This is a genomic window from Terriglobales bacterium (assembly GCA_035651995.1).
Classification (GTDB): domain Bacteria; phylum Acidobacteriota; class Terriglobia; order Terriglobales; family Acidobacteriaceae; genus DASRER01.
The window spans coordinates 1-26,711 of sequence record DASRER010000035.1 but is presented as its reverse complement, the minus strand read 5'-3'; the positions used below and the strand labels follow the sequence as shown (position 1 = coordinate 26,711).

Genomic DNA, 26,711 nt, shown 5'->3' with positions numbered 1-26,711 from the left:
ATCAACGCCTACACTCCCACGGCAGCCATTCTCGTTTGAGCACGAAATGTTCTGTACTTGAGGAAGCGGGCACGTAGCACCGAACAGCGCGCTACTCGCTAACAGCACAAAATGCGCAGCACATTTTCCAAGTTGTCATCATTCTTCTCCTGTACACGTGCTTTACTCCATTGAAGCGAACGATTGGTGTCAGTGTTCTCCCCCCCCTCGGTTTTTGGCAAGCGTCATGAAGCGTCAGTGTGAAAGGCGCGTGAAAAGATGCTGATGGGAACAACTATTCGGCCACCGAAGGGAAGGGGCGTGGTGGGCGCCGCCGGACGAAACGTCCGGCGCCACGCAGACTTGGGAGATAGGGGCACCAACGGTCATGTACAGGTTTGTCGGTCGCCCGCTGAGAGGCCACCCGTCCGGCGTCTGCTAGGGGTGTCGCGCCTCAGTCGCGTAGCTTCCTCGGCGCGCGAGGTGAATCAAGGAGTCGTTTCGGCACGGCTGAAGCCGTGCCCCTTCAAAGCGGAGTAGTGTCGCCGCAGGTAGGCGCGGTGCGGGGAACCAGCGCGGTGGTGACTCCGACGGCCGCCACGACCTATACCCTCTATGCGACCAACCAGTACGGGCGGACACAGCAGACGGTGGTGGTGACGGCAAGGTAGGAGGCCTTTACGACAGGCGCCCGCCGGCGTCCATTATGATGTTCTGATTCGCTGCGCCCGGAGCGCGCCACCGAACTCCCGACGGCCCGAAGGCGGGAGCGACGGTCGAGGTCCTCGCATGGCACATCCCTCCGTTTCACAACAGCGGATTGTTCTCGGGACCATGCTTGGGGTGCAGCTCCTGCTGCTCTTCTGGTTTGCCTGGCCGTTTGTCAGCGCCTTCCTGCTGGCGGGCGTAATTGCGATCGTGCTGCACCCGGCGAATGAACGGACCAGCCGCCGATTGCGGCGTCCCGGATTGGCGAGCCTTCTGACCACGCTGGCGGTGTTCGTTGTCATGTGGTCAACGGTCTCGCTGTTCGGCGTGCGGCTGGTGAAAGACGCGGTGCGGCTGCAGGAAGCGGTGAAGCAGCAATCGCAAGGCGGCGGCAACAAGATCACCGCAGCCACCGACCGCGTGCTGGATGCACTGGCGGCGCGGCTGCCGGTGCCGCGGGAGACGATTCGAGAGCAGTTGATTTCGGGCGTCAAGGTGGGCGGGACCTATCTTCTGGGCAAGATTCGGGAGGGCTTCGCCGGGGCGACGTCGGCGCTGATCACGGTGCTGCTGGCGACCTTCTTCCTCTATTACCTGCTGCGATACGGGGCAGGGTGGGTGAGGCATGTGGCGGCGCTGTCGCCGCTGAGTCCTGGCGTGACCGACAACCTGCTGCGGACGGCGCGGGACTCGATTGTCGCCAACGTGAACGGCGTGTTCGTGGTGGCGCTGGCACAGGGAGTATGCCTGACGCTGGCGTTCTGGTTCGTGGAGGTTAGCTCGCCGCTATTGTGGGGATTTTTCGGGGGCGTGGCGTCCATTATTCCCCTGGTGGGGGCGCCGCTGGTCTGGGCGCCGATGGCGATCTGGCTGGCGATGGCGGGTTCTTACTGGAAGGCAATCGGGCTGGCGCTGTGGGGCTCCCTGTTTGTGGGCTCGCTGGACAACATTCTGCGGCCGCTCGTGGTGGGCAAGCGGGTAAAGATGAATCCCGTGCTGGTGGGATTCTCCATGCTGGGCGGGACGTTTGCGATTGGGCCCATCGGGTTGCTGGCCGGTCCGCTGCTGGTTGCGATGACGCAGGCGGTGGTGGAGGAGCTTCAAAGGATGACTCCGGCCGGGGAGTCGGCGCCAGGCGGCGTGATTGCCGCCGTATCGCGAAGCGTGAAAGGTGATTGAAGCGCGGCGGCGGCGGTTTAGGATATCCAATCCACATGTGCCGGAACATCAAAACGCTGTTCAACTTTGAGCCGCCGGTGACCGAAGACGAGGTGCGGGCGGCGTCGCTGCAGTTCGTGCGCAAGATCACCGGGTTCAACAAGCCGTCGAAGGCGAACGAGGCGGCGTTCAACGGGGCGATTGAGGACGTGGCCGAGATTTCCTTGCGCCTGCTGCGCTCACTGGAGACCAGCGCTCCACCGCGCAATCGAGAAGAAGAAGCCGCCAAGGCGAAGGCGAGGGCAGCGCTGCGATTTGGAAGCCAACATTGAATATCAGGTCATCGGGTCAGTGAAGATTGGGCCGCAGGCGGACCAATGAGCCGGTGATGGGATGTTCAATGCGGCGCAATTCAATGGACATCGTGAAACATTGAACCCCATGACGCGATGGCACCGACGTTCCATGCGTCGCAATTTCGCGCCGCTCCGGCGTTCTTCCTGAGCGCGGTTGGGGGCGAAACGGCGTAAAATAGCCAGCATACCGGGGCGGGGTGGCGGCATCCAAAAAACGTGCAATCAGGTTCCCTGCAGGTCTCAATGAAGAAAACGGCAACCGTACTTATCCTGAGTCTCACGTGCGCGGGCGCGTTGGCGCAACAGAAGAAGACCGAACCGGCCAGCGCTCCCGCAAGTCCCGCGCCGGCAACGGAACAGGCAGCTCCGCAGGACGCGCCGCCGGCCCCGAAGGCGGCCGCGCCGAAGGCGCCGGACCGCGCCTCGGCCTACTACCACTACGCGATGGCGCACATCTTCGAAGAGCTGGTGGTGATGTACGGCCGCACCGAGTACGGCAACCGGGCCATCGAGGAATACAAGCTGGCGCTGGAGAACGATCCGGACTCGTCGTATCTGAGCGCCGGGCTGGCCGAGCTGTACGCCAAGACGGGGCGCATCCGCGACGCGGTGCTCGAGGCGCAGGAGATCATCAAGAAAAACCCGAACAACCTGGACGCGCGCAAGCTGCTGGGGCGCATCTATCTGCGGTCGCTGGGCGACGTGCAGGGCGGACAGGGCTCGAACGAGATGCTCAGGCTGGCCATCCAGCAGTACGAGCAGATCGTGCGCATCGATCCCACCAGCGTTGAAGATCACGTGCTGCTGGGCCGCCTGTACCGCATGAACAACGAACTGCTGAAGGCGGAGCAGGAATTCAAGACGGCGATCAGCATCGATCCGGATTCGGAAGACGCGGTGACAACGCTGGCCTACCTGTACAACGAAGAGGGCAACACGGCGAAGGCGGCGCAGGTGCTGAGCAGCGTGCCCGACGCGGCGCGCACCGCCAAGCTGTACATGGCGCTGGGCTACACCTACGAGCAGCAGAAGGAATACAAGAAGGCGGTTGACGCCTACCGCAAGGCCACCGACCAGGACAAGGACAACCTGGACGCGGTGCGGGGGCTGGCGCAAAACCTGCTGAACGACGGCCAGGCAGAGGCGGCGCTGGAGCAGTTCAAGGTGATTGCCGACTCCGATCCGCAGGACACGACCACGCTGGTGCGCATGGCCGACATCTACCGGCGCAACGGCAAGTTCGACGCGGGACTCGACGTGCTGAAGAAAGCCGAAGCGCTGGTGCAGGACTCGATCGAGATTCCGTACAACCGGGCGCTGATCTACGAGGCGCAGGGGCGGTACGACGAAGCGGCGGTGATCCTGAACCAGCTCGCGAACCGCAAGCCGGCGGGGAGCACGCCGAGCAACGCCGAGCGCAACAATCGCGCGGTGTTTCTGGAGCGGCTGGGCACGGTGTATCGCGAGGCGGGCAAAACGCAGCTGGCCGTCGAGGCCTTCCGCAAGATGCTCGACCTGGGCGATGAGAACGTGGCGCGCGGGTATGACCAGCTGATCGAAACTTATCGCGACGCCAAGCAGTGGCAGGACGCCACGAACACGGCGCAGGAAGCGGTTGGGCGGCTGCCGCAGAACCGCGCCATGAAGCTGGTGCTCGCCGGCCAGATGGCCGACTCCGGCAAGAGCGAAGAGGCGGTTGCGCAGGTGAAGGCGATGCTGAAGGGCGCGCCCGAGGACCGCGAGGTGTATATCGCGCTGGCGCAAATCCAGAGCCGGCTGCGGCACTGGCCGGAGGCGGAAGAGGCGATCGCCAAGGCGCTCGATCTCTCGAAGAAGCAGGAAGAGAAGGACTATGCCGCCTTCATCCAGGGCTCGATCTACGAGCGGCAGAAGAAGTACGAGTCCGCGGAAGAGGCCTTCAAGCGGGTGATCGCGTCGGACCCGAACAGCGCGATGGCGCTGAACTATCTCGGGTACATGTTGGCCGACCGCGGCGTGCGGCTGGACGAGGCGCTGGGATACATCAAGAAGGCGGTGGAACTCGATCCACAGAACGGCGCGTACCTGGATTCGCTGGGCTGGGTCTACTACAAGATGGGCAACTACGAGCTGGCGGAAGACAACCTGCGCAAGGCGAGCGAGAAGATCAACAACGACGCAACCATCCAGGACCATCTCGGCGACCTGTTCAACAAGACAGGACGCCTGAAGCTGGCGGCAGCGCACTGGGAACGCGCGCTGGAGGAGTGGAACAGGTCGGTGGCGGCGGAAGTGGACAACAACGACGTCGCCAAAGTGCAGAAGAAGCTCGAGTCGGCGAAAACGAAGCTGGCGCAGCAGCAGAGCAGCGTGAAGTAGAGCCGTCCTCAGTTCACAGTCCTCAGTTCCCGGGAGAGACGCAGCGTGACTGCGTCTCTTTTTCTTTCCGTTTCTCGGCGCCGCGGCGTCGCCGGGGTTGGAGGGGCCGCGCGTGATAAATTCACGTGATGCTGGCGCCTTACGCGGTACGCGCCGAGGACTCGCGCGGACGACGGCACGCTGAGCCGCCGCATCCGTATCGCGACGCCTTCCAGCGCGACCGCGACCGGGTGATCCATGCGCGCGCGTTTCGCCGGCTGGAGAACAAGACGCAGGTCTTCACGCGGCGCTACTCCGACCACTTCCGCAACCGGCTCACGCACACCATCGAGGTGGCGCAGATCGCGCGCACCGTGGCGGCCCAGCTCGGGCTGAACGAAGACCTGGTGGAAGCGCTGGCGCTGGCGCACGACATTGGGCATCCGCCGTTCGGACACGCGGGTGAGAAGGCGCTGGACGCCGAAATGCGCGCGCACGGTCTGAGCTTCGACCACAACCTGCACGCCCTGCGCACGGTGGAGAGCTTCGAGCAGCGCTACGCCGAGTTTTCCGGACTGAACCTGACGTTCGAGCTGCGCGAAGGCATCATCAAGCACTCGCGCGACTGGAGCGCGGGCGAGTTTCCCGAGCTGGCGGAGTACCTGCTGGACGAGCGGCCACCGCTGGAGGCGCAGCTGATCGACCTGGCCGACGAGATCGCCTACAACACGGCCGATATCGACGACGGGATGGAAGCGCGCATTCTCAAGCTGGAGCAGGTGCGGGAGCGGGTGGAGCTTTTCGCGGGCTTCTACGACGAGGCGGGACGGAAACATCCTTCAGCTCCGGAGAAGCTGCGCTTCAACGATGCGCTGAAGCGCATGCTCGACCGCTTGGTGACCGACCTGATCGAGAACACGCGGGCGCGCATCGCGTCGGCCGGCGTGAAGAGCGTGGAAGACGTGCGCGCGAATCCGCAGCGACTGGCGGCGTTCAGCGATGCGGTGGAGCGGCAGCGCGCGCAGGCGAAGGCGTTTCTGTACGAGGCGCTCTATTACAGTCCTGATCTCAAGCCGGAGAAGGAGCACGCCGATCGGGTGATCTCAGAGCTGTTCGCGCACTGGATGCAGAAACCCGAAGACCTGCCGCGCAGCTACCAGGAGAAAGCGCGACAGGAACCTCTGGCGCGCGTGGTGTGCGACTACATCGCGGGGATGACCGACAACTTTATTTTGGAGCAGCACCGAAGGGTGACGGGGTAAAGGTGTTCACCGCAGAGACACAGAGACAGGGCTAGCTGGCACGTTTCTTTTGAGCATCCATATAGCGCCGAAGCAACAGGTTGATTGCGGTCTGATAACCCTTGCCGCGCTTGCGGAAGAACTCCAGAACGTCTGCGTCGACTCGAAGGGTGACTTGTTTCTTGCGTGGCGCGATTCGGATCGCGTTATCCGCGAAGTCAATTCCGTGCTTCTTGAGATTGAGAGCGCGCTTGCGCTCGTCCCATTCAAATCGCACCGTATTGTAGCTACAAATGTAACTACAACGCAATGACCGTCCTATTTACCGTAAGTGATCTTGTAGATGGGGCCGCTGGCGTCGTCGGTGACGTACATGGAGCCCTGGCTGTCGAAGGCGATGCCCACGGGCCGGCCCATCCATTCGCCCTTTTTGGTTTCGCCGGGCTTGAGCCAGCCGGTGATGAAGTCCTGCGGCGTGCCGGGCGTGGAGCCATCGGGGAGCGGGATGCGGACGACTTTGTATCCGGTGGGGACGCTGCGGTTCCACGAGCCGTGGAAGGCGACGAAGAGGCTGTTGCGGTATTCGGCGGGGAATTGCGAGCCGTAGTAGAACGCGATGCCGAGCGGCGCCGAGTGCGCCTGGTACTTCACCTTCGGCGGAATGGTGGAGGGGCAGCGCCTGGCGCCTTCGGCGGCGTTGGCCGGATCGATGACGCGGTCGCCGTAGCAGTAGGGCCAGCCGAAGTCGCCGCCGGTCTTGCCCAGGTCGTTGATTTCTTCCGGAGGGAGGTTGTCGCCGAGCCAGTCGCGTCCGTTGTCGCCGGCCCAGACGGTGCCGGTCTTCTCGTTGTAGGCGAGGCCGACGGCGTTGCGCAGGCCGCGGGCGAAGACGTGTCCGCCGGCGCCGTCTTCGTTGAACTCCATGACGCTGGCGCGGCGCGGGTCTTTTTCGGGCGTGACGTTTTCCGACGAGCCGATGGAGACGTAGAGCTTGCCGTTGGCGAAGACGATGGTGCGGGTGGAGTGCATGCCGCTGCGCGGGGTCTCCAGGATGGGCTGCGGGTTGGTGGCCTTCAGGCTGGCTTCGTCCCAGTCGTAGCGGACGACGCGGTTGGTTTCCGCGATGTAGAGCTTGCCGTTGTGGAAGGCGATGCCGTGGGGCACGTCGAGGTCTTCGAGGACCTTCACGACGCGCTGCGCTTTGCCGGTGTGCAGGGGATCGGGGAACGCCAGCACCAGGCCGTCGCTCTGCGAGGTGGCCAGCAGCACGCCGCCGGGGCTGAAGGCCATGAGGCGCGGATGCGCGCCGGTCTCGGCAAAGATGGAGATGTGGAAGCCGGGCGGGAGGTGGAGGCGGTTGAGATCGACTTCGGCGGAGCGGCACGCGGTAGTCGTGATGATGGCGAACAGCAGCACGGGAAAGAGTCGTCGCATGGGGGAGCATTGTAAATGTGGGGTGCTGGACGGTCTCGGATGGTGGAACGAGCGCGGGCCGCTTGAATCCCCATGATCGCTTTCAAGTTCAGTTCCTGCCAGTTGCAGGGAGAGCGAATGGCCACCGTTCCGCAGCCACCGGAGAGACCGGAATCGTTCAGCATCGTTTTTGAACGCGAAACCGGCGGCCGATGGCTCGCCGAGGTCCCCGAACTGCCGGGAGTCATGGCCTATGGCGCGACCAGGGAGGACGCCGAAGTCGCGGTTACCGCGCTGGCATTGCGCGTGATTGCAGATCGCACCGAGGAGTCGAGAAAGCCTCCGAAAGCTATCAAGTTCCAGTGAATTCGTTGCCGGGCAGCAAAGCACGGCGTGTTTACCAAGCCTTGCTGCGCATCGGGTGGCGTCGCAAACCTGGCAAAGGCGGATCGCACGTTCAGCGTGAGCGCGAAGGATATCGGGAGTTCACGTGGGCGTGGCACGACTCGGTGGAGACCGGTCCGATTGCCCTGAAGAAAATCGCGAAGTACACGGGACTGAAACCGAAAGACCTGTGAGCCGCCGAACTGACCGCATTCCCGTCCGCTAGAATTCTGTTGTGTCCCTCCGCTTCGATATCCTTGCCCGCTCCGGCGCTGCGCGCCGCGGGCGGCTGTGCTTGCCGCACGGCACGGTGGAGACGCCTGTCTTCATGCCGGTGGGGACGCTGGCGACGGTGAAGAGCGTGCCGCAGGATGTGCTCGAGGAGCTGGGCGTCGAGATCCTTCTGAGCAATACCTATCATCTCTATTTGAGGCCGGGCGTGGAGCAGGTGCGGCAACTGGGCGGGCTGCACCAGTTCATGAGCTGGCCGCGGCCCATCCTGACCGATTCGGGCGGGTTCCAGGTGTTCAGCCTGAGCGACTTGCGCAAGATCAGCGAAGACGGCGTGGAGTTCCGCTCGCACCTGGACGGCGCGTCGTGTTTTCTGGGACCGGAGAGCGCGACGGCGGCGCAGATCGCGCTGGGCGCCGACATCATCATGGCGTTCGACGAGTGCACCGAGTATCCGGCGGAGCGGGAACGGGCGCGGGAGAGCATGGAGTTGAGCGCGCGCTGGGCGGGGAGGTGCCGGGCGTATTTCGAGGCGCACAAGCACGAGGCGCCTTGGGTAGAAGTGCCAAGTGCCGAGTGCCGAGTACCGAGTGAAACCGCCGGACTGCAATCGTTGTTTGGCATCGTGCAAGGCGGCGTCTTCCCCGATCTGCGGAAAGAATCAGCCGAGCGCACGATCGAGATCGGTTTCGATGGCTATGCGATCGGCGGGTTGAGCGTGGGCGAGCCGCGCGAGATGACACGCGAGGTGGTGGCGGCGACCGTGCCGCTGCTTCCTGAAGACAAGCCGCGCTACCTGATGGGCGTGGGCACTCCGGAAGAAATTGTGCAGTACGCCCAGATGGGGATTGACATGATGGACTGCGTGCTGCCCACGCGGGCGGCGCGGCACGGGCTGCTGTTCACCAGCGAGGGGCGCATCACGATCAAGAATGCGCGCTACGCGGCGGACGACGGGCCGCTCGATCCGCGGTGCGGGTGCAAGGTGTGCGCGCGCTATTCGCGGGCGTATCTGCGGCACTTGTATGCGACGAACGAGTCGCTGGCGGGGGTGCTGAACACGGCGCACAACCTGGCGTATTACCTGGGCGTGATGCGCGGGGTAAGGGAGCGGATTGAGCAGGGAGCTTCGGTGGCGCGGTGAGTGCCGCCCCTCCAGGGCACGATGGTTTCCCGGCGTGTACCCCGGGGCTTCGGCCCTGGGCCAACGAATGTCGCCCGCTTTGCGGGCGGGGTGGTTGGCAGAGGTCGAGTGCATGGACCTGGGTGCGGGCGAGGTCGCCTACATCCCCACGGTCGGTGGTGACGTGCCGACGGGCGAGGGCGCCCGTCGCTACGTGAGCTCCCGCGTTTGCTCTACAACCGGGTGAGGTGGCGTGCCGACGGGCGAGGGCGCCCGTCGCTACAGCCTCGAGGGCAGTGGTGGCCAGCTCGCGGACGAGGGCGCCCGCGCCACGCGGGTTGTGCTGGGCCGAGATATTCGTGCCGGGATGCTCGCGGGCGAGGTCGCCGGCGTGCAAAACGGTTGTGAGTGCAACGTAAATTGTGCGTACTGCACCGTTTTGTCCCGGCGCTCTCTCTGTTGTCTCTGGAACCTTGACACTTGCGCGCAGGCTGCGGCATTCTATGGGACTTGGGGAGTTGGCAGGGCTTGTGTCTGAGGTCCCCCTGCGCCGCGTTCGGGGCAGTTTGCGGGGGTGGCGGCGGGACGCGGCATTCCGAAGTGGCATTGAGCAGCACCCCAGTCTGTAACGCCCGACCTTCACCGAGGCACCACGCGGACGGCGGCAAGCAGGCGCCTGGGGCAAGGGACGGAAGCAGCAGTTGTCCGCGCGCGCCTGAGCGGCAAGGACATCCCCGAGGCTTGTACCCCTGGGGACCCGAATCCCGAAGCAGAAGCACAGAGGAAAGACTGGGCAGCGACGAGCACGAGCATGGGCGCTGCGAGTTCCCGGTTGAGAGGACTTGGCCGCTCCGATGACAGTCTTCAGCAGCGCAGGCGTCCTCCTGCAGGCGCCGGGCGGCAGCGGGGGCATCCTGATGTGGCTGCCCCTGGTGTTCATTTTCGGTGTCTTTTACTTTCTGCTGATCCTGCCGCAGCAGCGGCGCCAGCGGAAGTGGCAGGAGATGCTGAACGCGCTGAAGACGGGCGACAAAGTGGTGACCAGCGGCGGCCTGCGCGGCACCATCATCGCCATCAAGGAGGACGCGGTGCAGTTGCGCGTGCCGCCCGACAACCTGCGGCTGGAAGTGACGCGGTCGTCGGTGGTGCAGGTGGCGGAAGAAAAAAGTTGATAGCAGTGAACATCGGGCCATCGGGTCATCGGGTCATTGAGACTGGACACGTGAGCCGACAGCGGCCAAATGACCCGATGAGACAATGACCCGATCTTCAATGACCCGATCTTCAATGACCCAGGGCAGTTCATGAAGAAGAACCTACTCGGCAAAACGATACTGATTGGCGCGGTGCTGCTGGTGTTCCTGTTCGGCATCGTTGGGATACCGAAGGGCGTGAGCGGCGGCGCGCTGCTGGCCGGGATTACCGACCGCATTCATCTCGGGCTCGACCTGAAGGGTGGCACGCACCTGATCCTGCAAGTGCAGGTTGCCGACGCGGTCAACGCCGAATCCGACCGCGTGGTGGAGCGCCTGAAGGACCAACTGAAGCGCGCCGGCGTTACCTACAGCGACATCAGCAAGCCCGACGCGGCGAGCGCGCCCGACAAAGTGGTGATCCGCGGAGTTCCGCCCGACGCGACCAGCCAGGTGCGCAACCTGGTGAGTGAGCAGCTTCCCGAGTGGGACCTGGCTTCCGGGGCCGAGAACACGTGGACGCTCTCGATGAAGGCGCAGTCGCTGGCCGCGCTGAAGAACCAGGCGGTGCAGCAGGCGATCGAGACCATCCGCAACCGCATTGACCAATTGGGCGTGAGCGAGCCGATCATCCAGGAGCACGGCCTGGGCGATTACCAGATTCTTGTTCAGCTCCCCGGCGTCGACGATCCGGGGCGGGTGAAAGAGATCATGCAGTCCACCGCCATGCTGGAAATCCGGCAGTCGTTTGGCGGGCCGTACGCGAGCGAGCAGGAAGCGCTGGCGGCGCACAACGGGTCGATCCCACCTGACCAGGTGCTGATGAAGGGGCGGAACTTCCGCTCGGGTGGCGGGGACCAGCCGGCCGAGGCCTTCTACCTGATTTCGCGCAGCTCGGCCGTGGCGGGGCGCGACCTGCGGGACGCTTCGTCATCGCGGGATGAGAACGGGCGTCCGGCGGTGCACTTCAACCTGACCGGCGACGGCGGACGCCGCTTCGCGGCCTTCACCGGGTCGCACGTGGGCGACCAGCTCGCGGTGGTGCTCGACAACAAAGTGCAGGAAGTGGCGACCATCCAGGAAACGATTCACGACAGCGGCCAGATCACCGGCATTGGCGACGAGCAGCGCGCGAAAGACGTGGCCATGGTGCTGCGCTCGGGGGCGCTGCCGGCCGGCATCCGGTACCTGGAGGAGCGCACGGTGGGGCCGTCGCTGGGCGCCGATTCGATCCGGCAGGGCGTGCGCGCGGCCATCATCGGCATGGCGGCGGTGCTGATCTTCATGCTGGTGTACTACCGCGGCGCGGGCATCAACGCCAACGTCGGGCTGATTTTGAACCTGATCATCCTGCTGGGCTTCCTCGGCTTCACCGGGGCTACGCTCACGCTGCCGGGCATTGCCGGCGTGATCCTGACGGTCGGCATGGGCGTGGATTCCAACGTGCTGATTTTCGAGCGCATCCGGGAGGAGCTGCGCGCGGGCAAGTCGGCTGCGGCGGCGATCGACCAGGGCTTCAAGCACGCCTGGGTGACGATCGTGGATACGCACGTCACCACGATTGTTTCGGCATTCATTCTGTTCGTGTTCGGCACCGGGCCGGTGCGCGGCTTTGCGGTCACGCTGACCTTCGGCCTGCTGGCGAACCTGTTTACGGCTGTGTTCGTTTCGCGCGTGATCTTCGATGCGGTGCTGAACCGCAAGCAGCCGGGCGAAGCGCTGAGCATTTAGCGACTGGTGATTTGATATCGGTTACCTGGCGAGAGCGCGGGATGGCGTCGAAGAGCGCCGCCCATGACAAAGGACCAACAGGAAACGACAAATAAGGAATTCCGGGGTACTTGTGGAGTTTTTTCGTAATCCGAACATCGACTGGTTAGGGAAGAAGTGGTACTTTCTCGGCTTCTCGCTGATGTTCAGCGTGGCGGGCGTGCTCAGCATGCTGTTGTGGCACGGCATTCCGCTGGGTGTTGACTTTCGCGGCGGCACCGACGCGTATGTGAAGTTCGTGGACACGCCGAACCTGGACCAGATCCGCGGCGACCTGGACCGCGCCGGGCTGAAGAACGCCCGCATCCAGCGCTACGGCGAAGCTGGCAGCAATGAGGTGCTGATCGGCCTGGCAGAGAAGGAAACCAGCGAGGCCTCGCTGGACAAGGGCAAGAACACCATCATCGAGGCGCTGGAGAAGAGTTCGCCGGCCTCGCAGGCCGCCGCCAACGCCGGCAAGCGAGACCTGAACAACGCCAGCTCGCTCACCATCCAGAATTTCCTGATGGAAAAAGACCCGCTGCGCGCCGGGACCGACGCGACGCAGAAATACCAGGCCGAAGCGCAGAAGATTGTGAGCTTCCGCGACAAGGCGCACGGGGGCGTGCTGCGCTCGATTGACGACCTGCGCCAGGCGGTGGATGCGAAAGTAGTGGACGCGCTGAAAGACGGCTTTTATCTTTCCGGCTTCGGCGTGCGCAACGTGGAGATCGTAGGGCCCCAGGTCGGCAAGCAACTGCAGACCCAGGCGCGCTGGGCGATCCTCGGATCGCTGGCGGGCATGCTGGTGTACCTGTGGTTCCGCTTCGAACTGATCTACGGCGTGGCGGCGGTGGTGGCCGTGTTCCACGACACGCTGATCACGGTGGGCGCGTTCTCGCTGACCAACAAGGAAATCAGCCTGACGGTGATTGCCGCCATCCTGACGCTGGTCGGCTACTCGATGAATGACACGATCGTGATCTTCGACCGCATTCGCGAGAACCTGAAGCTGCTGCGGCGCGAGCCGCTGGGCGACATCGTGAACCGGAGCATCAACCAGACGCTGAGCCGGACGATCCTGACCTCAGGCTTGACATTCCTGACGGTGCTCTCGTTGTATGTGTTCGGCGGGGAGGTCCTGCATGGGTTCTCCTTTGCCCTGGTAATCGGCATCTTAATCGGTACGTATTCGTCCGTCGCGGTCGCCGCGCCCATGCTGGTGGCTTACCAGGAGTGGCGCGCGAAGCAGGGACGCAGGACCCTGGCCCCGGTGGCCAGTGAACCGGCCCGGAAGCAGAAGGTCCGGGTAAAGGCATAATTTCCAAGGAAAACGGCCCCGTGGCGCCGGGTTTTGGCGCGATGGGGCGGAAAGGGCCCAGCAGCAGAGACCATCCCGGGAGCAAACTGGCGGCTTCCGGTGTCAAAACAACAGGGACACGTGTTGCAGGGGGGTATGAGGCTATGTTTGAAGACAGCCTTATTGAATCCGGCGGCCGGCTAAAAACGAAGCGGGGCTGGACGACGATTTTCTCGTTCGCCTTCCAGACCGGGCTGATCATCATCCTGATTTTGATCCCGCTGATTTATACCGAGGCGCTGCCGAAGCAGCAGCTCATGACGTTCCTGGTGGCCCCGCCACCGCCACCTCCGCCACCGCCGCCTCCGGCGGCCACTCCGGTGAAGGTGGTCAAGATCGTCCAGACGGAAATTGAAAACGGGCAGCTCCGCACACCCACCAAGATTCCCCAGAAGATCCAGATGATCAAGGAAGAGGAAGCGCCGCCGCCGGTTTCCGGGGTGGCGGGCGTGGTGGGCGGCGTGCCCGGCGGCGTGCCGGGCGGGCAGATGGGCGGCGTCATTGGCGGCATCATCAGCTCCGCGCCGGTGGCGGTGCCGAAGGTGGCGACACCGCAGCGGGTGCGCGTCTCGCAGGGCGTGACCACGGGCAACCTGATCCACGACGTGAAGCCGATTTATCCGGCGATCGCCAAGGCGGCGCGCGTGCAGGGCGCAGTGGTGCTGCAAGCCATCATCAGCAAGCAGGGCACGATCGAAGGCCTGAGGGTGGCCAGCGGACACCCGATGCTGGTGCAGGCGGCGCTCGATGCGGTGAAGCAGTGGCGCTACAAGCCGTACATCCTGAACGGCGAACCGGTCGAGGTGGAGACGCAGATTACGGTGAACTTCACGCTCTCGGGCGGCTAAACGTCTTGGGCCGGACGCAGGCGGCAATGGGTAGGGCAGGCCCACCCGGAGCAGGTACGAGGAATCAAAGCTGCTGTGGCCGCCGGGCTGGCGCGGAGGCGTACAATCGTGGGATTTTCGCGGCGTCTGAGACGTTGTCTGTAAGAAGGCCGGGGCCGCCGGCAAGGATGGACGCAGGCGGCCCGGAGTTTTTCAGCAATCGGTCATTCGTAACGAGTTCCTGAGGAGGAAAACAACAACTCATGTTGGCAAACCTAGCAGCACTGGCAATGACGCATGCCGGGACCCTGGCGCTCTGGATGCAGGGAGAGGGCGCGGTTGGATGGGACCCGGTTTCATTGTGGAAGCAGATGGGGTGGCTGGCCCGGATCGTGGTCATCATCCTGTTCATCATGTCGGGCTGGTCGATCGGGGTGATGATTGACCGCTGGATGGCGTTCAGCGCCGCCCGCAAGCAGTCGCGCGCCTTCGCGCCGGCGGTGGCGGGAGCGCTGCGCGAAGGCAAGATCGATGAGGCGATCCGCGTAGCCGAGCGCAACAAGAAGAGCCACCTGGCGAAGGTCGTGACCGCGGGATTGCAGGAATTCCGGGCGCACTCGGATTCCTCGGACATTCCGGGCGAGACGATTGAAGCCTCCAAGCGCGCGCTGGAGCGCGCCGAAGCCATCGTTCACGCCGAGCTGAAGCGCGGCCTGGGCGGGTTGGCGACCATCGGATCGACGGCGCCGTTCGTGGGCCTGTTCGGCACGGTGGTGGGCATTCTGAACGCATTCCGCGAAATCTCGAACCAGAAGGCAACCGGACTGGGCGCGGTGGCGGGCGGCATTTCCGAAGCGCTGGTGACGACGGCCATCGGGCTGTTCGTGGCCATTCCCGCGGTGATGATGTTCAACTACTTCACCAACCGCGTGGAAGCGTTCGACGTGGAGATGGACAACTCGTCGAGCGAGCTGATCGATTACTTCCTGAAGCGGCGGGGCGCAGCGCGCCGACCGTAGTTCCAGGGCCTCGAGGTTGTTTTCCTCCAGCCTGAATCGGGTCCGCCCGGCTGCCAACGGCAGGGCGGGCCCGCAGGCGCGAAAACAGCGGCTGAGGCGGGAGATAGCAGAGCATGGCAATCGCAAAACGAGACGAAGGCAGCAAGGTCAATTCGAACATCAACGTCACACCGATGGTGGACGTGATGCTGGTGCTGCTGATCATCTTCATGGTCATCACGCCGATGTTGCAGAAGGGCGTGAGCGTGGACATGGCCAGGACCGACAATCCGCAGCAGATGCCGGACGCCGACAAGGAAGACGCGCTGCTGGTGGCGATCACGCGCGACGGCAAGGTGTTCTTCGGCAACGACCAGACGACGGCCGACCAGCTTTCACCCAAGATCAAAGACCGCATCGCCAACCGAGTGGACAAGCGGGTGTTCATCCGCGCCGACGCGCGCGCCAAGTACGGGTCGGTGGTGGAGGTGGTGGACAACGTGCGCGCCGCGGGCGTGGACCAGCTTGGGCTGCTCACCGAGCAGCGCAAACAGGGATCGTTCGCGCCGGCGCCGGGGACAGCGCCGACGGGCGGCGGGAAATAGCGGCAAGAATTCAAGCCCGCCGCGAGCGGGCTGACGAAAGGTTCCGGCTATGGCAATGAGCATGGGGAGTGGCAACGGGCCCTCCGCCGACATCAACGTAACGCCGCTGATTGACGTGCTGCTGGTGCTGCTCATCATCTTCATGGTGATCACACCGCTCACGCCCAAGGGCCTGGACGCGCTGGTGCCGCAGCCGCCGAAGGACCAGACCAAGCAGAGTGAGCCGATGGACCGCACCATTGTGGTGCAGCTCATCTCCAACGGCACCGACAAGCCGTCGCTGAAGATCAACCAGGACGATGTGACCTGGGAGTCGCTGCAGGGACGGCTAACCGACATCTACAAGACGCGCGCGCAGAAGGTAATGTTCGTGAAGGCGGACGACAATCTGCCCTTCGCCGACGTGGCGCAGGTGATCGACATCGCGCACGGCGCCGACCCCGACCTGAAGATCGGCCTGATCACGGCGAAGATCGAGCAGGGCGGCTAAGACGTCACGCGGGCCCGGCGCATGGCGCCGGGCGCGCGGCTTTTCGGCCCAAACAATTTTGCGGACACGGCCGGTTGAGTCACGATGGCGCGCCGCTGGCGCGCGTATAATCCCGCGTTTGCGGGGCGCCCGATGGGCGCGGCGCAAGGGGCCCGGCGAATTCCTTACGGAGTGATGGAACTCAAATGAGGCGAAGCGAACAGAGGGTGAACGGAGGCAGGAAAACCGCGGGGAGGGCGCTGGCGATCTGCGCCCTGGCGGGGGTGATGCTGGTGGCCGCCGGCTGCGACAAGCTGCGGGCACGCGACCAGCTCAACAAGGGCGTGCAGTCCTACAAGAACGCGCGCTACGAAGAGGCGATTGACCACTTCAAGAACGCGGTGCAGCAGGACCCCTCGCTGATCAACGCGCGGCTCTACCTGGCCACCGCTTATGCGCAACAGTACATCCCCGGCGTCGACAGCCCCGACAACGTGAAGTACGGCGAGCAGGCGATCGAAGAGTACAAGAACGTACTGCAGCGCGATTCCAAGAACGTGAACAGCGTGAAGGGCATCGCGTACCTGTATCTGCAGATGAAGAAGTTCGACGACGCGAAGGAGTACTACAAGAAGGCGATCGAACTCGATCCCAACGATCCCGAGGCGTACTACTCGGTGGCGGTGATCGACTGGACGCAGTCCTACAAGGACTCGGCCGACCTGAAGGCCGCCGAAGGGATGAAGGTGGACGACGACGTCACCGGCAAGAAGAACGACAAGCTCTGCCAGCAGCTGAAGGAGAAGAACGAGCCGCGTGTGAATGAAGGCATTGATATGCTGAAGAAGGCGCTCGATCTGCGTCCCGATTACGACGACGCGATGGCCTACATGAACCTGCTGTATCGGCGCAAGGGTGACATCGCGTGCGGCGATTCGGAAGCGCGGCAGGCGGACCTGAAGACGGCTGACGAGTGGGTGGACAAGACCATGGCCACCAAGAAGGCCAAGGCGGAGAAGCAGCAAGGTCCGGGCGGCATCACGCTCGACCAGCCGACCAAGTGAGGGTTGCCTGTGATCAGAGCCCGGCCGAAGCGGCCGGGCTTTTCTTTTAGAATCGGAAAACGCTGCCGGCCGCCGGCCACTGGCTGAACCCCGCCAAGGGCAATCATTGAGGGGAAGCGGCGGCGCATTGTCCAGCAGGAATCAGCGAGGAGCAGCAGCGTCCTTTTATGTTCCGCAAAGTGCTGATTGCCAATCGCGGTGAGATCGCGGTGCGGGTGATTCGCGCGTGCCGCGAGGCGGGCATCGCCACGGTCGCCGTCTATTCGGACGTGGACCGCGCGGCGCTGCATGTTCAGCAGGCCGACGAGGCGTACGGGATCGGGGCGGCGCCGGCGGCGGAGTCTTACCTGAACGTCGGCAAGCTGATCGAGGTGGCGCGGCGCAGCGGGGCCGAGGCGGCGCATCCCGGCTACGGGTTCCTGTCGGAGCGGCCGGAGTTTCCGCGCGCCTGCCAGGAAGCGGGCATTAAGTTCATTGGGCCGACGGCGGCGGCGATGGAGCTGATGGGGTCGAAGACCCGCGCCCGGCAGGCGATGCGGGCGGCGGGCGTCCCGATGGTGCCGGGGTCGACGCGCGGCCTTGCGTCAGCAGAGGAGGCGCGCCGGTTGGCGCGCGACATCGGATATCCGGTGATGCTCAAGGCCGCGGCGGGCGGCGGCGGCAAGGGCATGCGGCTGGTGCGCAGCGAAAGCGAGCTCGGGGCCGCGCTGCGCGACGCGCAGAGCGAGGCGCTGCGCGCGTTCGGCGACGGCGAGGTCTACATCGAGAAACTGATCGAGCGGCCGCGGCATATCGAAATCCAGGTCCTGGCCGATGAGCACGGCCACTGCGTTTACCTGGGCGAGCGCGAGTGCTCCCTGCAGCGGCGGCATCAGAAGGTGGTGGAAGAGGCGCCATCGCCGCTGGTGGATGAGCGGATGCGGCGCGCCATGGGCGAGGCGGCCGTCCGGGCGGCGCTGGCGGCGGGCTATACCAACGCGGGGACGATCGAGTTTCTCGTGGACGCGCAACGCAACTTTTACTTCCTGGAGATGAACACGCGTTTGCAGGTGGAGCATCCGGTGACGGAGCTGGTCACCGGGCTCGACCTGGTGCACCTGCAACTGCGCATCGCGGCGGGTGAGCCGCTGCCCTTCGCGCAAGACGATGTGCAACTGCGCGGGCACGCGATCGAATGCCGGGTGTACGCCGAGGACCCGGAGAACAATTTTTTTCCTTCGCCGGGGCGCATTGCGCGGCTGGTGACGCCCTCCGGGCCCGGCATACGCGAGGACAGCGGGGTGTACGAAGGATGGACCGTGCCGCTCGACTACGATCCGCTGCTCTCCAAGCTGATCGCGTTCGGCGACGACCGGGCTTCGGCCATCGCGCGGCTGCGGCGCGCGCTCGATGAGTACTTCATCGGCGGGATCCGCAGCAATCTCTCGTTGTTTCGCCGCATCCTGCGCGACCCCGAGTTTGTGGCGGGGCAAATCGACACGGGCTTCCTGGATCGGCTGCTGGCGCGGGCTGAAGGGGGCGCGGAGCGCGAGGACGGCGACCTGGCGGAAGTTGCGGCGGCCGCGGCGGCCATCTTCAGCGCACTGAACGGAAGCGCAGGAGTTGTGCCGGCCAACTTCGCCCCTCAAGCCAATGGAGGGCCTGAGTGGGGCGCCCGGAACGGCCCGGTGCAACCGCAGAAGGGGAACTGGAAGCGGGCGGCGCGCGAGGAGTCGCTGCGATGATTTACGACGTCATGGTTGACGGCAAGCGGCGCCGGGTGGAGCTGAAAGCGCTGGAAAACGCGGGCGCAGGAGCGTCCGCCGAAGATCCCGCTCAAGCCAACGGAAGGCTTGAGCGGGGCAGCCGCAAGTGGCGGGTGCTGGTGGACGGCCGGGAAGTGACAGCGGATGCGGTCGCTGTCGGGCGCGACATGCTGTCACTGCTGATTGGCGGGAGGTCCTACGAAGTCTTTCGCGATGCCACCATCACCGAGAACGGCGCGGCAGAAATCCGAGTGCGCGGGCGGCGCTTCCTGGTGGAGGTCCGCGATCCCAGGGCGCTGCGCAGCCGGCGCGCAGCCGCCGGACATGCCGACGGCCCTCGCAGGCTGCTGGCCCCTATGCCAGGCAAGGTGATTCGGGTGCTTGCGCCCGTGGGCGCCAAGGTCGAGGCCGGCGAAGGCGTGCTGGTGATCGAGGCGATGAAGATGCAGAACGAGCTGAAATCGCCCAAGGCGGGGACTGTCAGCAAGATTGCCGTCAGCGAGGGGGCGGCGGTGAATGCCGGGGATGTGTTAGCGGTAGTCGAGTAACGAAAAAACTTGCCGGGAGAAGAGCGACCTGAGGTCCTGGCTGTTTTGATCCGCGTTTATCCGCGGAAATCGGCGGCAAGCGTTTTTAGCGCGCGCCGGCGTTCTTCAGAACTTCATCGGCGAAGAAGTTTTCCACTTTTGCCTGGTCGCGGATGCTCTCGTAGTACGCGGCCTTGAGCAACTGCTCGCGGCGGTCGCGGAGCTGCTCGCGGATGGCCTGCTGCACGCGCGGATCGGTGAGGTCCCGCTGACCCGCGGGTTCCTTGGAGATGAGCTTCACGATGCGGTAGCCCACCACCTGTCCGGTGCGCGGATCGACGGCGCGGATGATGGCGCTGTACTGGCCAGGCTTGAGCTTCATCACGGCGTCGCGGGTGAGCGGGTCGGTCCCCTTCAGCGCCGACTCGGGGACGAAGCCCATGTCGCCGCCGTTGCTGCTGGAGTCGGGGTCTTCGGAGTAGTTCATCGCCACGGTGGAGAAATCTTCACCGCTGTCGAGGCGGTTGATCAGCATCTGCGCCTTCTTGCGCGCTTCGGCGTCGCCGTTGGCCTTGTCGTTCTTCAGGTTGCGAACCTGCGGATTGGGCATGGGCGTGACGATGATGTGGGCCAGGTGGTACTGGGGCTCGATGAGGTTGAACTCAGCCTTGTGCGAGTTGTAATAGCTCTCGATGTCCTTGTCGGAGACGTTGATCTTGGACGTGATCTCCTTGTTCAGGACCTTCTGCGCGGTGAGGGAGCGGCGCAGGTCGCGCTTGAAGTCCTCTTCGGTGATGCCTTTTTCCTGCAGGCGCTTTTTGAATTCGTCGGCCGAGTAGGGCGACTTGATCTCCTTGAGCTTGTCGTCCACTTCTTCGTCGGTGGCGAGCAGCGCCAGCTTCTCGGCGTGCTGCATGATGATTTCGTTGTCGATGAGTTCCTTGAGGATGCTGAGGCGCAGGCTGGCGGACTGCTCGTCGCTGACCGGCTGGGCGGGCTGCTGCGGCGTGCCGGCAGTCTGGTTGCGATAGTACTTCTCCAGTTCGGCGCGGAGGATCTTCTTGCCGTTGACGGTGGCGACCACGTCGCCGCCCGGCTTGGCCTTGCAGGCGACGGCAGCGGCCATGAGCAGTACCAGCGCCGCCACTGGCCCAGGTTTGCGAATGAACGATGCGATCAGATCGTGCTCCCGCTAGTTGGAATTACGGCCCTGGCCTGACGCGTCATTGGGGCCGGAGGCGCCGGCCGGACCGGCAGGCTGCCCGGCAGTGCGCAGGGCCTGATCCAGCGCCTTGCGAAAGTCTTCTTCGGGTACGGCGCCGTCGAGTTTGACCCCATTGACGAAATTCACCGGCGTGGAATCGAGGCCAAGGGTTTCGGCTTCGGCCAGCGAGGCCTTCACGGCGTCGTCGGGCTGGCTCTTCAGGCAGGCCTGGAGCCTGGGCAGGTCGAGCCCGTGCTTGCGGGCGGCATCCTGCGCGGCGCCGTCGAGGCGGGCGAACTGGCCGGCGCGGTCGGTGGCCGCCTGCTGCTGGAATTCCTTCACTTTCTCAGGACTGGGATCGGTGGGAGGCGTGCGCTGGGCGCCGGTGATGGCGCGCTGGTTGGCGTGCACGTAGTCGGCGAAATCCCAGTAGGCGTCGTTGCTCTGCGCGTTCAGGCAGTTGGAATCGATGGCCGCGCGCGTGGCCCAGGGATGCAGCGTGGCCAGCGGCAGGTCCTTGTAGACGAAGCGCACGCGATCGCCGTAGCTCTTGAGCAGGGCGTCGAACATGGTCTGGTGGTTGCGCGAGCAGAAGGGGCACTGGAAGTCGTCGTAGGTAATGACGGTGACCTTGGCGTCTTTGGCGCCGCGCCAGGGACGGCCCTTGAGGTCAATCTTTTCCGTCGGGTCGTCGATGTTGACCAACTGCTTCAGCGTTTGCCCGTCTTTGGAGAGCAGGAACTCGCGGGTGGTGGTCTTGTCGGCGCGGCTGAGCGTGACCTGGACTAGGTCGTAAGTGGGGAACTCGCTGCTGGGGCGGCGCGGACCGATGGCGATGTTTACGCTGGCGGGAATGTTGTAGTGGGCCCGCAGCAGGTGTTCCACGCGGCGGTTGACATCGGAATTCGAGGCCGACTGCGCTGAGCACCCCAGCGCAACCAGCAATAACCAGAAAACAGATCTTTGGACAGGACGCAACAAACTTCTCCAGACGTGGGAATCTGCTGTGATTATCTCATGCCGGAGAGCGGATTGGCGGGGGTGGCAGGGACGCGCTGGCGGCGACGACGCAATCGCCGGTCCACGTCCGGCAAAACAGGGCAGGCGTGGGGCACCATGCCGGCGCCCGTTCGAAGCAAAACCTGTGAGAAGAAAAGAAGAGCGGCTGCCGTCTGCGGCAGCCGCCGGAGTTGGACGCCGAACGAGGCTATTTCGGCGGCGTCATCGAGTCGCTCGAGTCTTTGCCCTTGCCGGTCACGGTGATGTGATCCACGACCTTGCGATTGCCCGCGTAGGACTGGGCGATGCGCTTGGCGGTCTGCTTCTCTTTGCCGGTGGAGACGGCGCCGGTCAGCTCGATCTCTGAGTCGGTGACGTTGACGTTGATGTTGCTCGTGGCCAGCGTGCTCTCGTTCTTGATCGCGGTCTGGATCTGCGATTGCAGGTCGCCGCCCACGGTCTGGCCGCCGGCGGCGAGGCCGCCCGTGGTCGACTGCTGAGCGCCGGACTGAGTGCCCGCCTGGCTGCCGGACGCCTGCGAGCCGCTGGTCTGGCCGGCAGGAGGCTGGTCGGTTTGCGGCAGACCGGGCGCGCCAGTGGATCCGGCGCCGGCGATCGCGCCGCTGGATGAGCCGGACGGTGAGCCGGTCACCTTGATGTTGTCAACGATGTTGATGTTGGGCGCCACGGACTGCGCGATGCGCGTGGCCTGGTCCCTGTCAGCCTCGCTGGAGACGGTACCGGAAAGCTGAATGTTGTTGCTGCTGTCGCTGGCCGCCGCAACCGTTACGCCGCTCAGGTTGGTTTGCTGCATGAGGGCGCCCTGAATCTGCGACTGGGCCTGCGCCGCCGAGCCTGCCGCAGTGGCACCAGAGGCGCTGCTCGGCGTCTGCCCCATGCCGCTCTGCGACGATGTGCTCGGGTTGGCGCTGCTTGGCGCGGCGCTCTGGCTGCCACTGGGGACAGAGCCCATCGTGTCAGCGCGGCCCTCGCCGGCGTTGGCGCTGGTGGCGCTGCCAGCGGTCGCGCCGGCGGTGGACTTCTGCGTGTCAGCCGTGGCGTGCGCGTCGGTGCTGCCTGGCGCCTTGCTCGACGCGGAGGCGCCGGTGGAGGGCGCAACTTCCAGCTTGGTCTCGACCTTGTGGACGCCGGGAACGGCCTTCGCCATTTCCTTCGCCTTCTTCCTGTCGTCCTTGTTGGCGACGCTGCCGGTGAGGGTGACCTTGCCGTTCTCAACCTTCACGACAACGTTCGACATGCTGCTGTCGGTCGAAAGCTGCTCTTTGACCTGGCGCTCCAGCGTTGCATCGTCGACCCTGGCCTCGGCCTTCTCAGGCTTGGCCGGTTCGGTCCTGGCCGGCTGCTGGGTCTCGTCCTTGGTCTGGTCAGGATTCTTGTTGGTCTGTGTGGGATCGCTGGTCTGCGGGAACGTGGAAGGGGTTGTGGGCGCTTGTCCGGGCGACGCCTGCGGATAGCCCGGCGTCTGCGAAGGCGCCTGCGCATAGGCCAGGGTCGCTGAAACGGCCAGCGCCAGAACCCATGTATAGACGTGCTTGCTCATAACTCTTGTCTCCCCGATGGATTTTTGTGTGCGATGCCGCGGGATGTGCCCGCGAAATTGACGAAGGGCGCGCAAAGGAAATATCGAGCGGCCAGTAGAACTCACTCCTTCGCGCCTGGCTGCACGCTGTACACCATTGGGTGCAGCCCAGGCGCGCGGGGCTGCCCGTAAATGGCGGAAATCGAGCTACTTACAAGCAGAGTCGCGGCCCGCAGAGGGCCCTGGCGGGGTGGCGGGAGCGGGCCGGGAATTGTGGGCACGCCGGTGCCCAAGGTGGGCGGGCATTTAGAACCTGGCAGTCAGCCCTTCGCCCCGGCGCGTCCCACGCTGCCCGGTCAAATGCTCGTTGCGAAATGCCAAGAGCCGGCTTCTGCAGGGTTGTTGAACGCCGCTCGCACGCGACAGTAAACTGAACGCATGCATAAGCACGCGCACCGTCAAGACACCTCGCGCGTGCTGAAGTTTTCGCTCGCCGCCACCCTGGTCTACATCGGCCTGCTGGTGTTTGCCGGCATCCGGGCGCACAGCCTGGCGCTGCTGTCGGAGGCGGGACACAACGTTTCGGACCTGCTGGCGCTGCTGCTTTCGCTGGCGGCGGTGTACATCCAGCAGCGTCCGCCGTCGTCGACCAAGACGTTTGGCTATCAGCGCGCGGGCGTGCTGGCGGCGTTCCTGAACGCGGGCACGCTGGTGGTGATCAGCTTCGGCATTTTCTACGAGGCGTTCCGCCGGCTGAACGCGCCGGTGGAGGTGCATCCCGACCTGATGATGATGGTGGGCGGGGCGGGCGTGATCATGAACGGCGTGATCGCGCTGCTGCTGTGGCGATCGAGCCGCGACGTGAACATCCGCAGCGCCTTCCTGCACGAGGTGGGCGACACGCTTTCGACGGCGGCGGTGATCCTGGGCGGCTGGGCGATCCTGTGGACGGGGCAGACGTGGATCGATCCGGCACTCTCGATCGGGATTGCGGTGCTGATCCTGTGGTCGTCGCTCGGCATTGTGCGCGAGACGCTGAACATCCTGCTGGAAGGGACGCCGCGGGGGATGCAGCTAGGGCGGATTGCGGAAGCCATCCACGCCATTCCGGGCGTAAACGACGTGCACGACCTGCACGTGTGGAGCCTGGGGTCGGAATCGCACGCGCTGTCGTGCCACATCAGCATCGCCGACATTCCGCCGTCGGAGAGCGAAGCGATCCTGCGCGACGTCAAGATCGCGCTGCGCGAGCGCTTCCGCATTTACCACACCACGATCCAGTTCGAGCACGCGGTGTGTGAAGTGGCGCACGGCTGCGTGGCGCCGGTAGGGCAACAGCAGAGCGGGCACACGCTCTAGGAGCGTTGTCGGCCTTCGGTCTTCGGTCCCTGGCCCAACCTCCCGTTCTCATCGTCGCCGCCTTGCGGAAGCCCGGCTGACGGCCGAAGGGCAGTGAGCGAGGACTGTTGCTGAAATATTTCGCGCACGCGGTCGAGCGTGTCGATCTCATCCACAGGCTTGTCGGTTCGAATGCGCAGTATGCGCGGGAAGCGCAGCGCGAAGCCGCTGCTGTGGCGGTCGGAGCGCATCACGGCGTTGAAGGCGACTTCCAACACGATCCTGGGCTCGACGAGGCGCGAGAAGCCGCGGTCTTCGAGGGTGTGCGCCAGGAACCACTGGGTGAGTTCGAGGATTTCGGCGTCGGTGAGGCCGGAGTAGGCCTTGCCGACGTTGAGCAGCTCGTCGCCTGAGCGCACGGCGAAGGTGTAGTCACTGAGCAGGCCCACTCGCTTGCCGTGTCCGTACTCGGCAAGGGTGACGACCACGTCGAGCGTGGCCAGCTCGCGCTTCATTTTGAGCCATGCGCGGCCGCGGCGGCCGGGAGTGTAGGCGGAGGCAAGGTCTTTGATCATCAGGCCTTCGTTGCCGCGCGCCTGGGCAGCGTCGAAGAGGCGGTCGAGTTCTTCCGCTGACGTGGCGCGGAAAGCGGGCGCGCGCAGCACCTGGGCGGAGATGGCGGCATCGGCCAGCGGCGCGGGCGCGGCGTCTTCGAATGCGAGGCGCGACTGCGAGCGCGGCGCGGGTGGGTGCGATGCGACCGGCGCGCGCCGGGCGAAGACCTGGTCGAGCAGCGCGGCGCGCTCGCGCAGCGGGCGATCGATCTGCAACTCGCCGCCGGCATAGAGCAGGTCGAAGGCGACGTAAGCCACGGGCACGCTGCGCATCATGGCCGGCGTGACGCGCTTGCGTCCCAGGCGCTTCTGCAGCTCGGAGAACGGCAGGGCGCGGCCGGGAAGTGCGCCGGGAGCTGTTTCTCCGGGGATCAGCGACGACCAGGCGACGATTTCGCCGTCGAGGATGAGGTCTTCGCTGAAGCCTCCGAGCGGAGCGACCAACTCGGGAAACGAACCGGTGACTTCGTCGAGCGTGCGCGAGAAGAGGCGGACGCGGCGCGCGCCGGGCGCGCCCTGGTCATCGGCGGGGCCGATGTGCGCCTGCGCGCGGATGCCGTCGTATTTGTCTTCGACCGCGGCTTCGGGGAACCCGGCGAAGGCTTCTTCGGCGGAGCCGGCCGGGGTGGCCAGCATGAAGCCGATCGGGTGAAACAACCGCATGCGAGCGTCGGACAGGCGTCCTGCGGCGGCGAGACGGAGAGTCTCACCGATGTCGCCCAGCAGCATGTTGGCGCGCTGCACCGACTTAATGTCCGCGTCGCAGGCCTTGGCAATCGCTTCCTCGACCAGGCCCTCGCGCAGGCCGATGCGCAGCTCGCCGGCCATCAGCTTGACCAGGTACTTGGCCTCGAGCGTGGACGCGCGCGCCAACAGATAAATGACCAGCGCCAGCTTGGCCGCTGGTCCGCGCGCCGAAGCGATGGCGGCGAATCGGGACACGACGTCGGGGAGGGTGAGCGGCGAGGAGGAGGCCGGCGGTTGTAACTTGCGGCGGGCGAGGACGTCGTGCGCGGCGGCGCCGAGGTCGCCGTGGCGGCGATAAGCTGCGGCGAGCGCCGCTTCGCCCGCGCCGCTGACCTCGGCAATGGCCTGCCAGAGCAGCGCGCCGCCCACCTGCAACGTGGTTTCGGTGTAGGCGGGGAAGACGCGCCCGGAGAAAAAAAGCGCCGCGATGCCCGCTTCCTCGATCGGGCGTGACTTGAGCAGTTCGGCCACCAGGCGGACCTTTTCCGTCTTCCTGGTGGTGGCGGAAACGGCGCCGGCAGTCTGGGCAAAGGCGAGCACGAACGTGTCATTGTCGCAGAATCGGCACCAGCATTTAGCAGTTGGCACTTGGCGGTTAGGGTCCTATGTTGTGCGCCAAAATAGCGCCCGCAGGGGCCAAGGGCGGAGGGCCAACTGCCAGGGGTGATGTCACGCGGCTTGTGTAAATAGCTTGAGGGTGCGGGTTTTCCATTCCAGGGTAAATCTCTGGAAAATGGAGTAGATGATTCGGTCCACGCTTTTGACGTTCACAAAGCACACCATCGGTCGGGTTCGTCGGCGC

25 protein-coding genes are annotated in these 26,711 nt (G+C 64.8%); 19 read left to right on the top strand and 6 right to left on the bottom strand.

Features of this window, described 5'->3' with window-relative positions:
* Positions 1-518: 518 nt before the first annotated feature.
* The 5 genes from VFA60_12385 to VFA60_12365 all read left to right on the top strand — a co-directional run bounded on the left by VFA60_12385 (position 519) and on the right by VFA60_12365 (position 5,800).
* Positions 519-650, top strand: a complete 132-nt coding sequence (locus tag VFA60_12385) for a hypothetical protein (protein ID HZQ92586.1) — start codon at positions 519-521, stop codon at positions 648-650.
* 118 nt (positions 651-768) lie between these two features.
* Complete coding sequence (locus VFA60_12380) at positions 769-1,866, top strand: AI-2E family transporter (GenBank protein ID HZQ92585.1); 1,098 nt, start codon at positions 769-771, stop codon at positions 1,864-1,866.
* 35 nt (positions 1,867-1,901) lie between these two features.
* Positions 1,902-2,177, top strand: coding sequence for a DUF2277 domain-containing protein (locus VFA60_12375; protein ID HZQ92584.1), 276 nt, complete (start codon positions 1,902-1,904; stop codon positions 2,175-2,177).
* A gap of 267 nt (positions 2,178-2,444) precedes the next feature.
* Complete coding sequence (locus VFA60_12370) at positions 2,445-4,559, top strand: tetratricopeptide repeat protein (GenBank protein HZQ92583.1); 2,115 nt, start codon at positions 2,445-2,447, stop codon at positions 4,557-4,559.
* A 128-nt stretch (positions 4,560-4,687) separates the two neighbouring features.
* Positions 4,688-5,800 carry a deoxyguanosinetriphosphate triphosphohydrolase gene (locus VFA60_12365; GenBank protein HZQ92582.1) on the top strand — a complete coding sequence of 371 codons (1,113 nt, stop codon included), beginning with the start codon at positions 4,688-4,690 and terminating at the stop codon, positions 5,798-5,800.
* A gap of 31 nt (positions 5,801-5,831) precedes the next feature.
* On the opposite strand, the gene VFA60_12360 is transcribed toward VFA60_12365, so the two are convergent.
* Together VFA60_12360 and VFA60_12355 are read right to left on the bottom strand one after the other, a co-directional pair.
* Entirely contained in the window at positions 5,832-6,056 is a 225-nt protein-coding gene (locus tag VFA60_12360; protein HZQ92581.1) for a BrnA antitoxin family protein, read from the bottom strand.
* A 41-nt stretch (positions 6,057-6,097) separates the two neighbouring features.
* Positions 6,098-7,213 (bottom strand): PQQ-dependent sugar dehydrogenase, encoded by a 1,116-nt coding sequence (locus tag VFA60_12355; protein ID HZQ92580.1) that lies wholly within the window; start codon positions 7,211-7,213, stop codon positions 6,098-6,100.
* 117 nt (positions 7,214-7,330) lie between these two features.
* Here VFA60_12355 and VFA60_12350 point away from each other — a divergent pair, with 117 nt between their 5' ends.
* The 13 genes from VFA60_12350 to VFA60_12290 all read left to right on the top strand — a co-directional run bounded on the left by VFA60_12350 (position 7,331) and on the right by VFA60_12290 (position 19,488).
* Positions 7,331-7,558: a type II toxin-antitoxin system HicB family antitoxin gene (locus tag VFA60_12350; protein HZQ92579.1), complete on the top strand. Its 228-nt coding sequence runs from the start codon at positions 7,331-7,333 to the stop codon at positions 7,556-7,558.
* Positions 7,555-7,770, top strand: coding sequence for a type II toxin-antitoxin system HicA family toxin (locus VFA60_12345; GenBank protein ID HZQ92578.1), 216 nt, complete (start codon positions 7,555-7,557; stop codon positions 7,768-7,770). Before VFA60_12350 ends, VFA60_12345 begins: the two co-directional genes overlap by 4 nt.
* Before the next feature lie 41 nt (positions 7,771-7,811).
* On the top strand, positions 7,812-8,951 hold the full coding sequence (tgt, locus tag VFA60_12340; protein ID HZQ92577.1) for a tRNA guanosine(34) transglycosylase Tgt: 1,140 nt from the start codon (positions 7,812-7,814) through the stop codon (positions 8,949-8,951).
* 833 nt (positions 8,952-9,784) lie between these two features.
* A complete protein-coding gene (gene yajC / locus VFA60_12335) occupies positions 9,785-10,102 on the top strand; it encodes a preprotein translocase subunit YajC (GenBank protein HZQ92576.1) in 318 nt (105 codons plus the stop codon).
* A 132-nt stretch (positions 10,103-10,234) separates the two neighbouring features.
* Positions 10,235-11,854, top strand: a complete 1,620-nt coding sequence (secD, locus tag VFA60_12330) for a protein translocase subunit SecD (protein HZQ92575.1) — start codon at positions 10,235-10,237, stop codon at positions 11,852-11,854.
* Between the two features lie 112 nt (positions 11,855-11,966).
* Positions 11,967-13,193 carry a protein translocase subunit SecF gene (gene secF / locus VFA60_12325; GenBank protein ID HZQ92574.1) on the top strand — a complete coding sequence of 409 codons (1,227 nt, stop codon included), beginning with the start codon at positions 11,967-11,969 and terminating at the stop codon, positions 13,191-13,193.
* Positions 13,194-13,336: 143 nt separating this feature from the next.
* Positions 13,337-14,080 carry a TonB family protein gene (locus VFA60_12320; GenBank protein HZQ92573.1) on the top strand — a complete coding sequence of 248 codons (744 nt, stop codon included), beginning with the start codon at positions 13,337-13,339 and terminating at the stop codon, positions 14,078-14,080.
* Between the two features lie 269 nt (positions 14,081-14,349).
* Positions 14,350-15,078 (top strand): MotA/TolQ/ExbB proton channel family protein, encoded by a 729-nt coding sequence (locus VFA60_12315; protein HZQ92572.1) that lies wholly within the window; start codon positions 14,350-14,352, stop codon positions 15,076-15,078.
* Between the two features lie 113 nt (positions 15,079-15,191).
* Positions 15,192-15,662, top strand: a complete 471-nt coding sequence (locus VFA60_12310) for a biopolymer transporter ExbD (GenBank protein ID HZQ92571.1) — start codon at positions 15,192-15,194, stop codon at positions 15,660-15,662.
* A 55-nt stretch (positions 15,663-15,717) separates the two neighbouring features.
* A complete protein-coding gene (locus tag VFA60_12305; GenBank protein HZQ92570.1) occupies positions 15,718-16,152 on the top strand; it encodes a biopolymer transporter ExbD in 435 nt (144 codons plus the stop codon).
* A gap of 185 nt (positions 16,153-16,337) precedes the next feature.
* The gene (locus tag VFA60_12300; protein ID HZQ92569.1) at positions 16,338-17,195 is read left to right on the top strand and encodes a tetratricopeptide repeat protein; all 858 of its coding nucleotides are present in this window, start codon (positions 16,338-16,340) and stop codon (positions 17,193-17,195) included.
* 167 nt (positions 17,196-17,362) lie between these two features.
* On the top strand, positions 17,363-18,919 hold the full coding sequence (gene accC, locus VFA60_12295) for an acetyl-CoA carboxylase biotin carboxylase subunit (GenBank protein ID HZQ92568.1): 1,557 nt from the start codon (positions 17,363-17,365) through the stop codon (positions 18,917-18,919).
* Positions 18,916-19,488: a biotin/lipoyl-containing protein gene (locus VFA60_12290; GenBank protein ID HZQ92567.1), complete on the top strand. Its 573-nt coding sequence runs from the start codon at positions 18,916-18,918 to the stop codon at positions 19,486-19,488. The genes accC and VFA60_12290 overlap by 4 nt, the downstream gene beginning before the upstream one ends.
* Positions 19,489-19,573: 85 nt before the next feature.
* Here the strand turns inward: VFA60_12290 and VFA60_12285 are convergent, their stop codons facing one another.
* The 3 genes from VFA60_12285 to VFA60_12275 all read right to left on the bottom strand — a co-directional run bounded on the left by VFA60_12285 (position 19,574) and on the right by VFA60_12275 (position 23,231).
* Positions 19,574-20,614 (bottom strand): SurA N-terminal domain-containing protein, encoded by a 1,041-nt coding sequence (locus VFA60_12285; GenBank protein HZQ92566.1) that lies wholly within the window; start codon positions 20,612-20,614, stop codon positions 19,574-19,576.
* A gap of 45 nt (positions 20,615-20,659) precedes the next feature.
* A complete protein-coding gene (locus VFA60_12280; GenBank protein HZQ92565.1) occupies positions 20,660-21,556 on the bottom strand; it encodes a thioredoxin domain-containing protein in 897 nt (298 codons plus the stop codon).
* Positions 21,557-21,878: 322 nt separating this feature from the next.
* Positions 21,879-23,231: a BON domain-containing protein gene (locus VFA60_12275; GenBank protein ID HZQ92564.1), complete on the bottom strand. Its 1,353-nt coding sequence runs from the start codon at positions 23,229-23,231 to the stop codon at positions 21,879-21,881.
* Positions 23,232-23,648: 417 nt separating this feature from the next.
* On the opposite strand from VFA60_12275, the gene VFA60_12270 reads away from it, so the two are divergent.
* Entirely contained in the window at positions 23,649-24,569 is a 921-nt protein-coding gene (locus tag VFA60_12270; protein HZQ92563.1) for a cation diffusion facilitator family transporter, read from the top strand.
* On the opposite strand, the gene VFA60_12265 is transcribed toward VFA60_12270, so the two are convergent.
* A complete protein-coding gene (locus VFA60_12265) occupies positions 24,566-26,497 on the bottom strand; it encodes an ATP-dependent DNA ligase (protein ID HZQ92562.1) in 1,932 nt (643 codons plus the stop codon). The two genes, VFA60_12270 and VFA60_12265, sit on opposite strands and share 4 nt — an antisense overlap.
* Between the last annotated feature and the right edge of the window lie 214 nt (positions 26,498-26,711).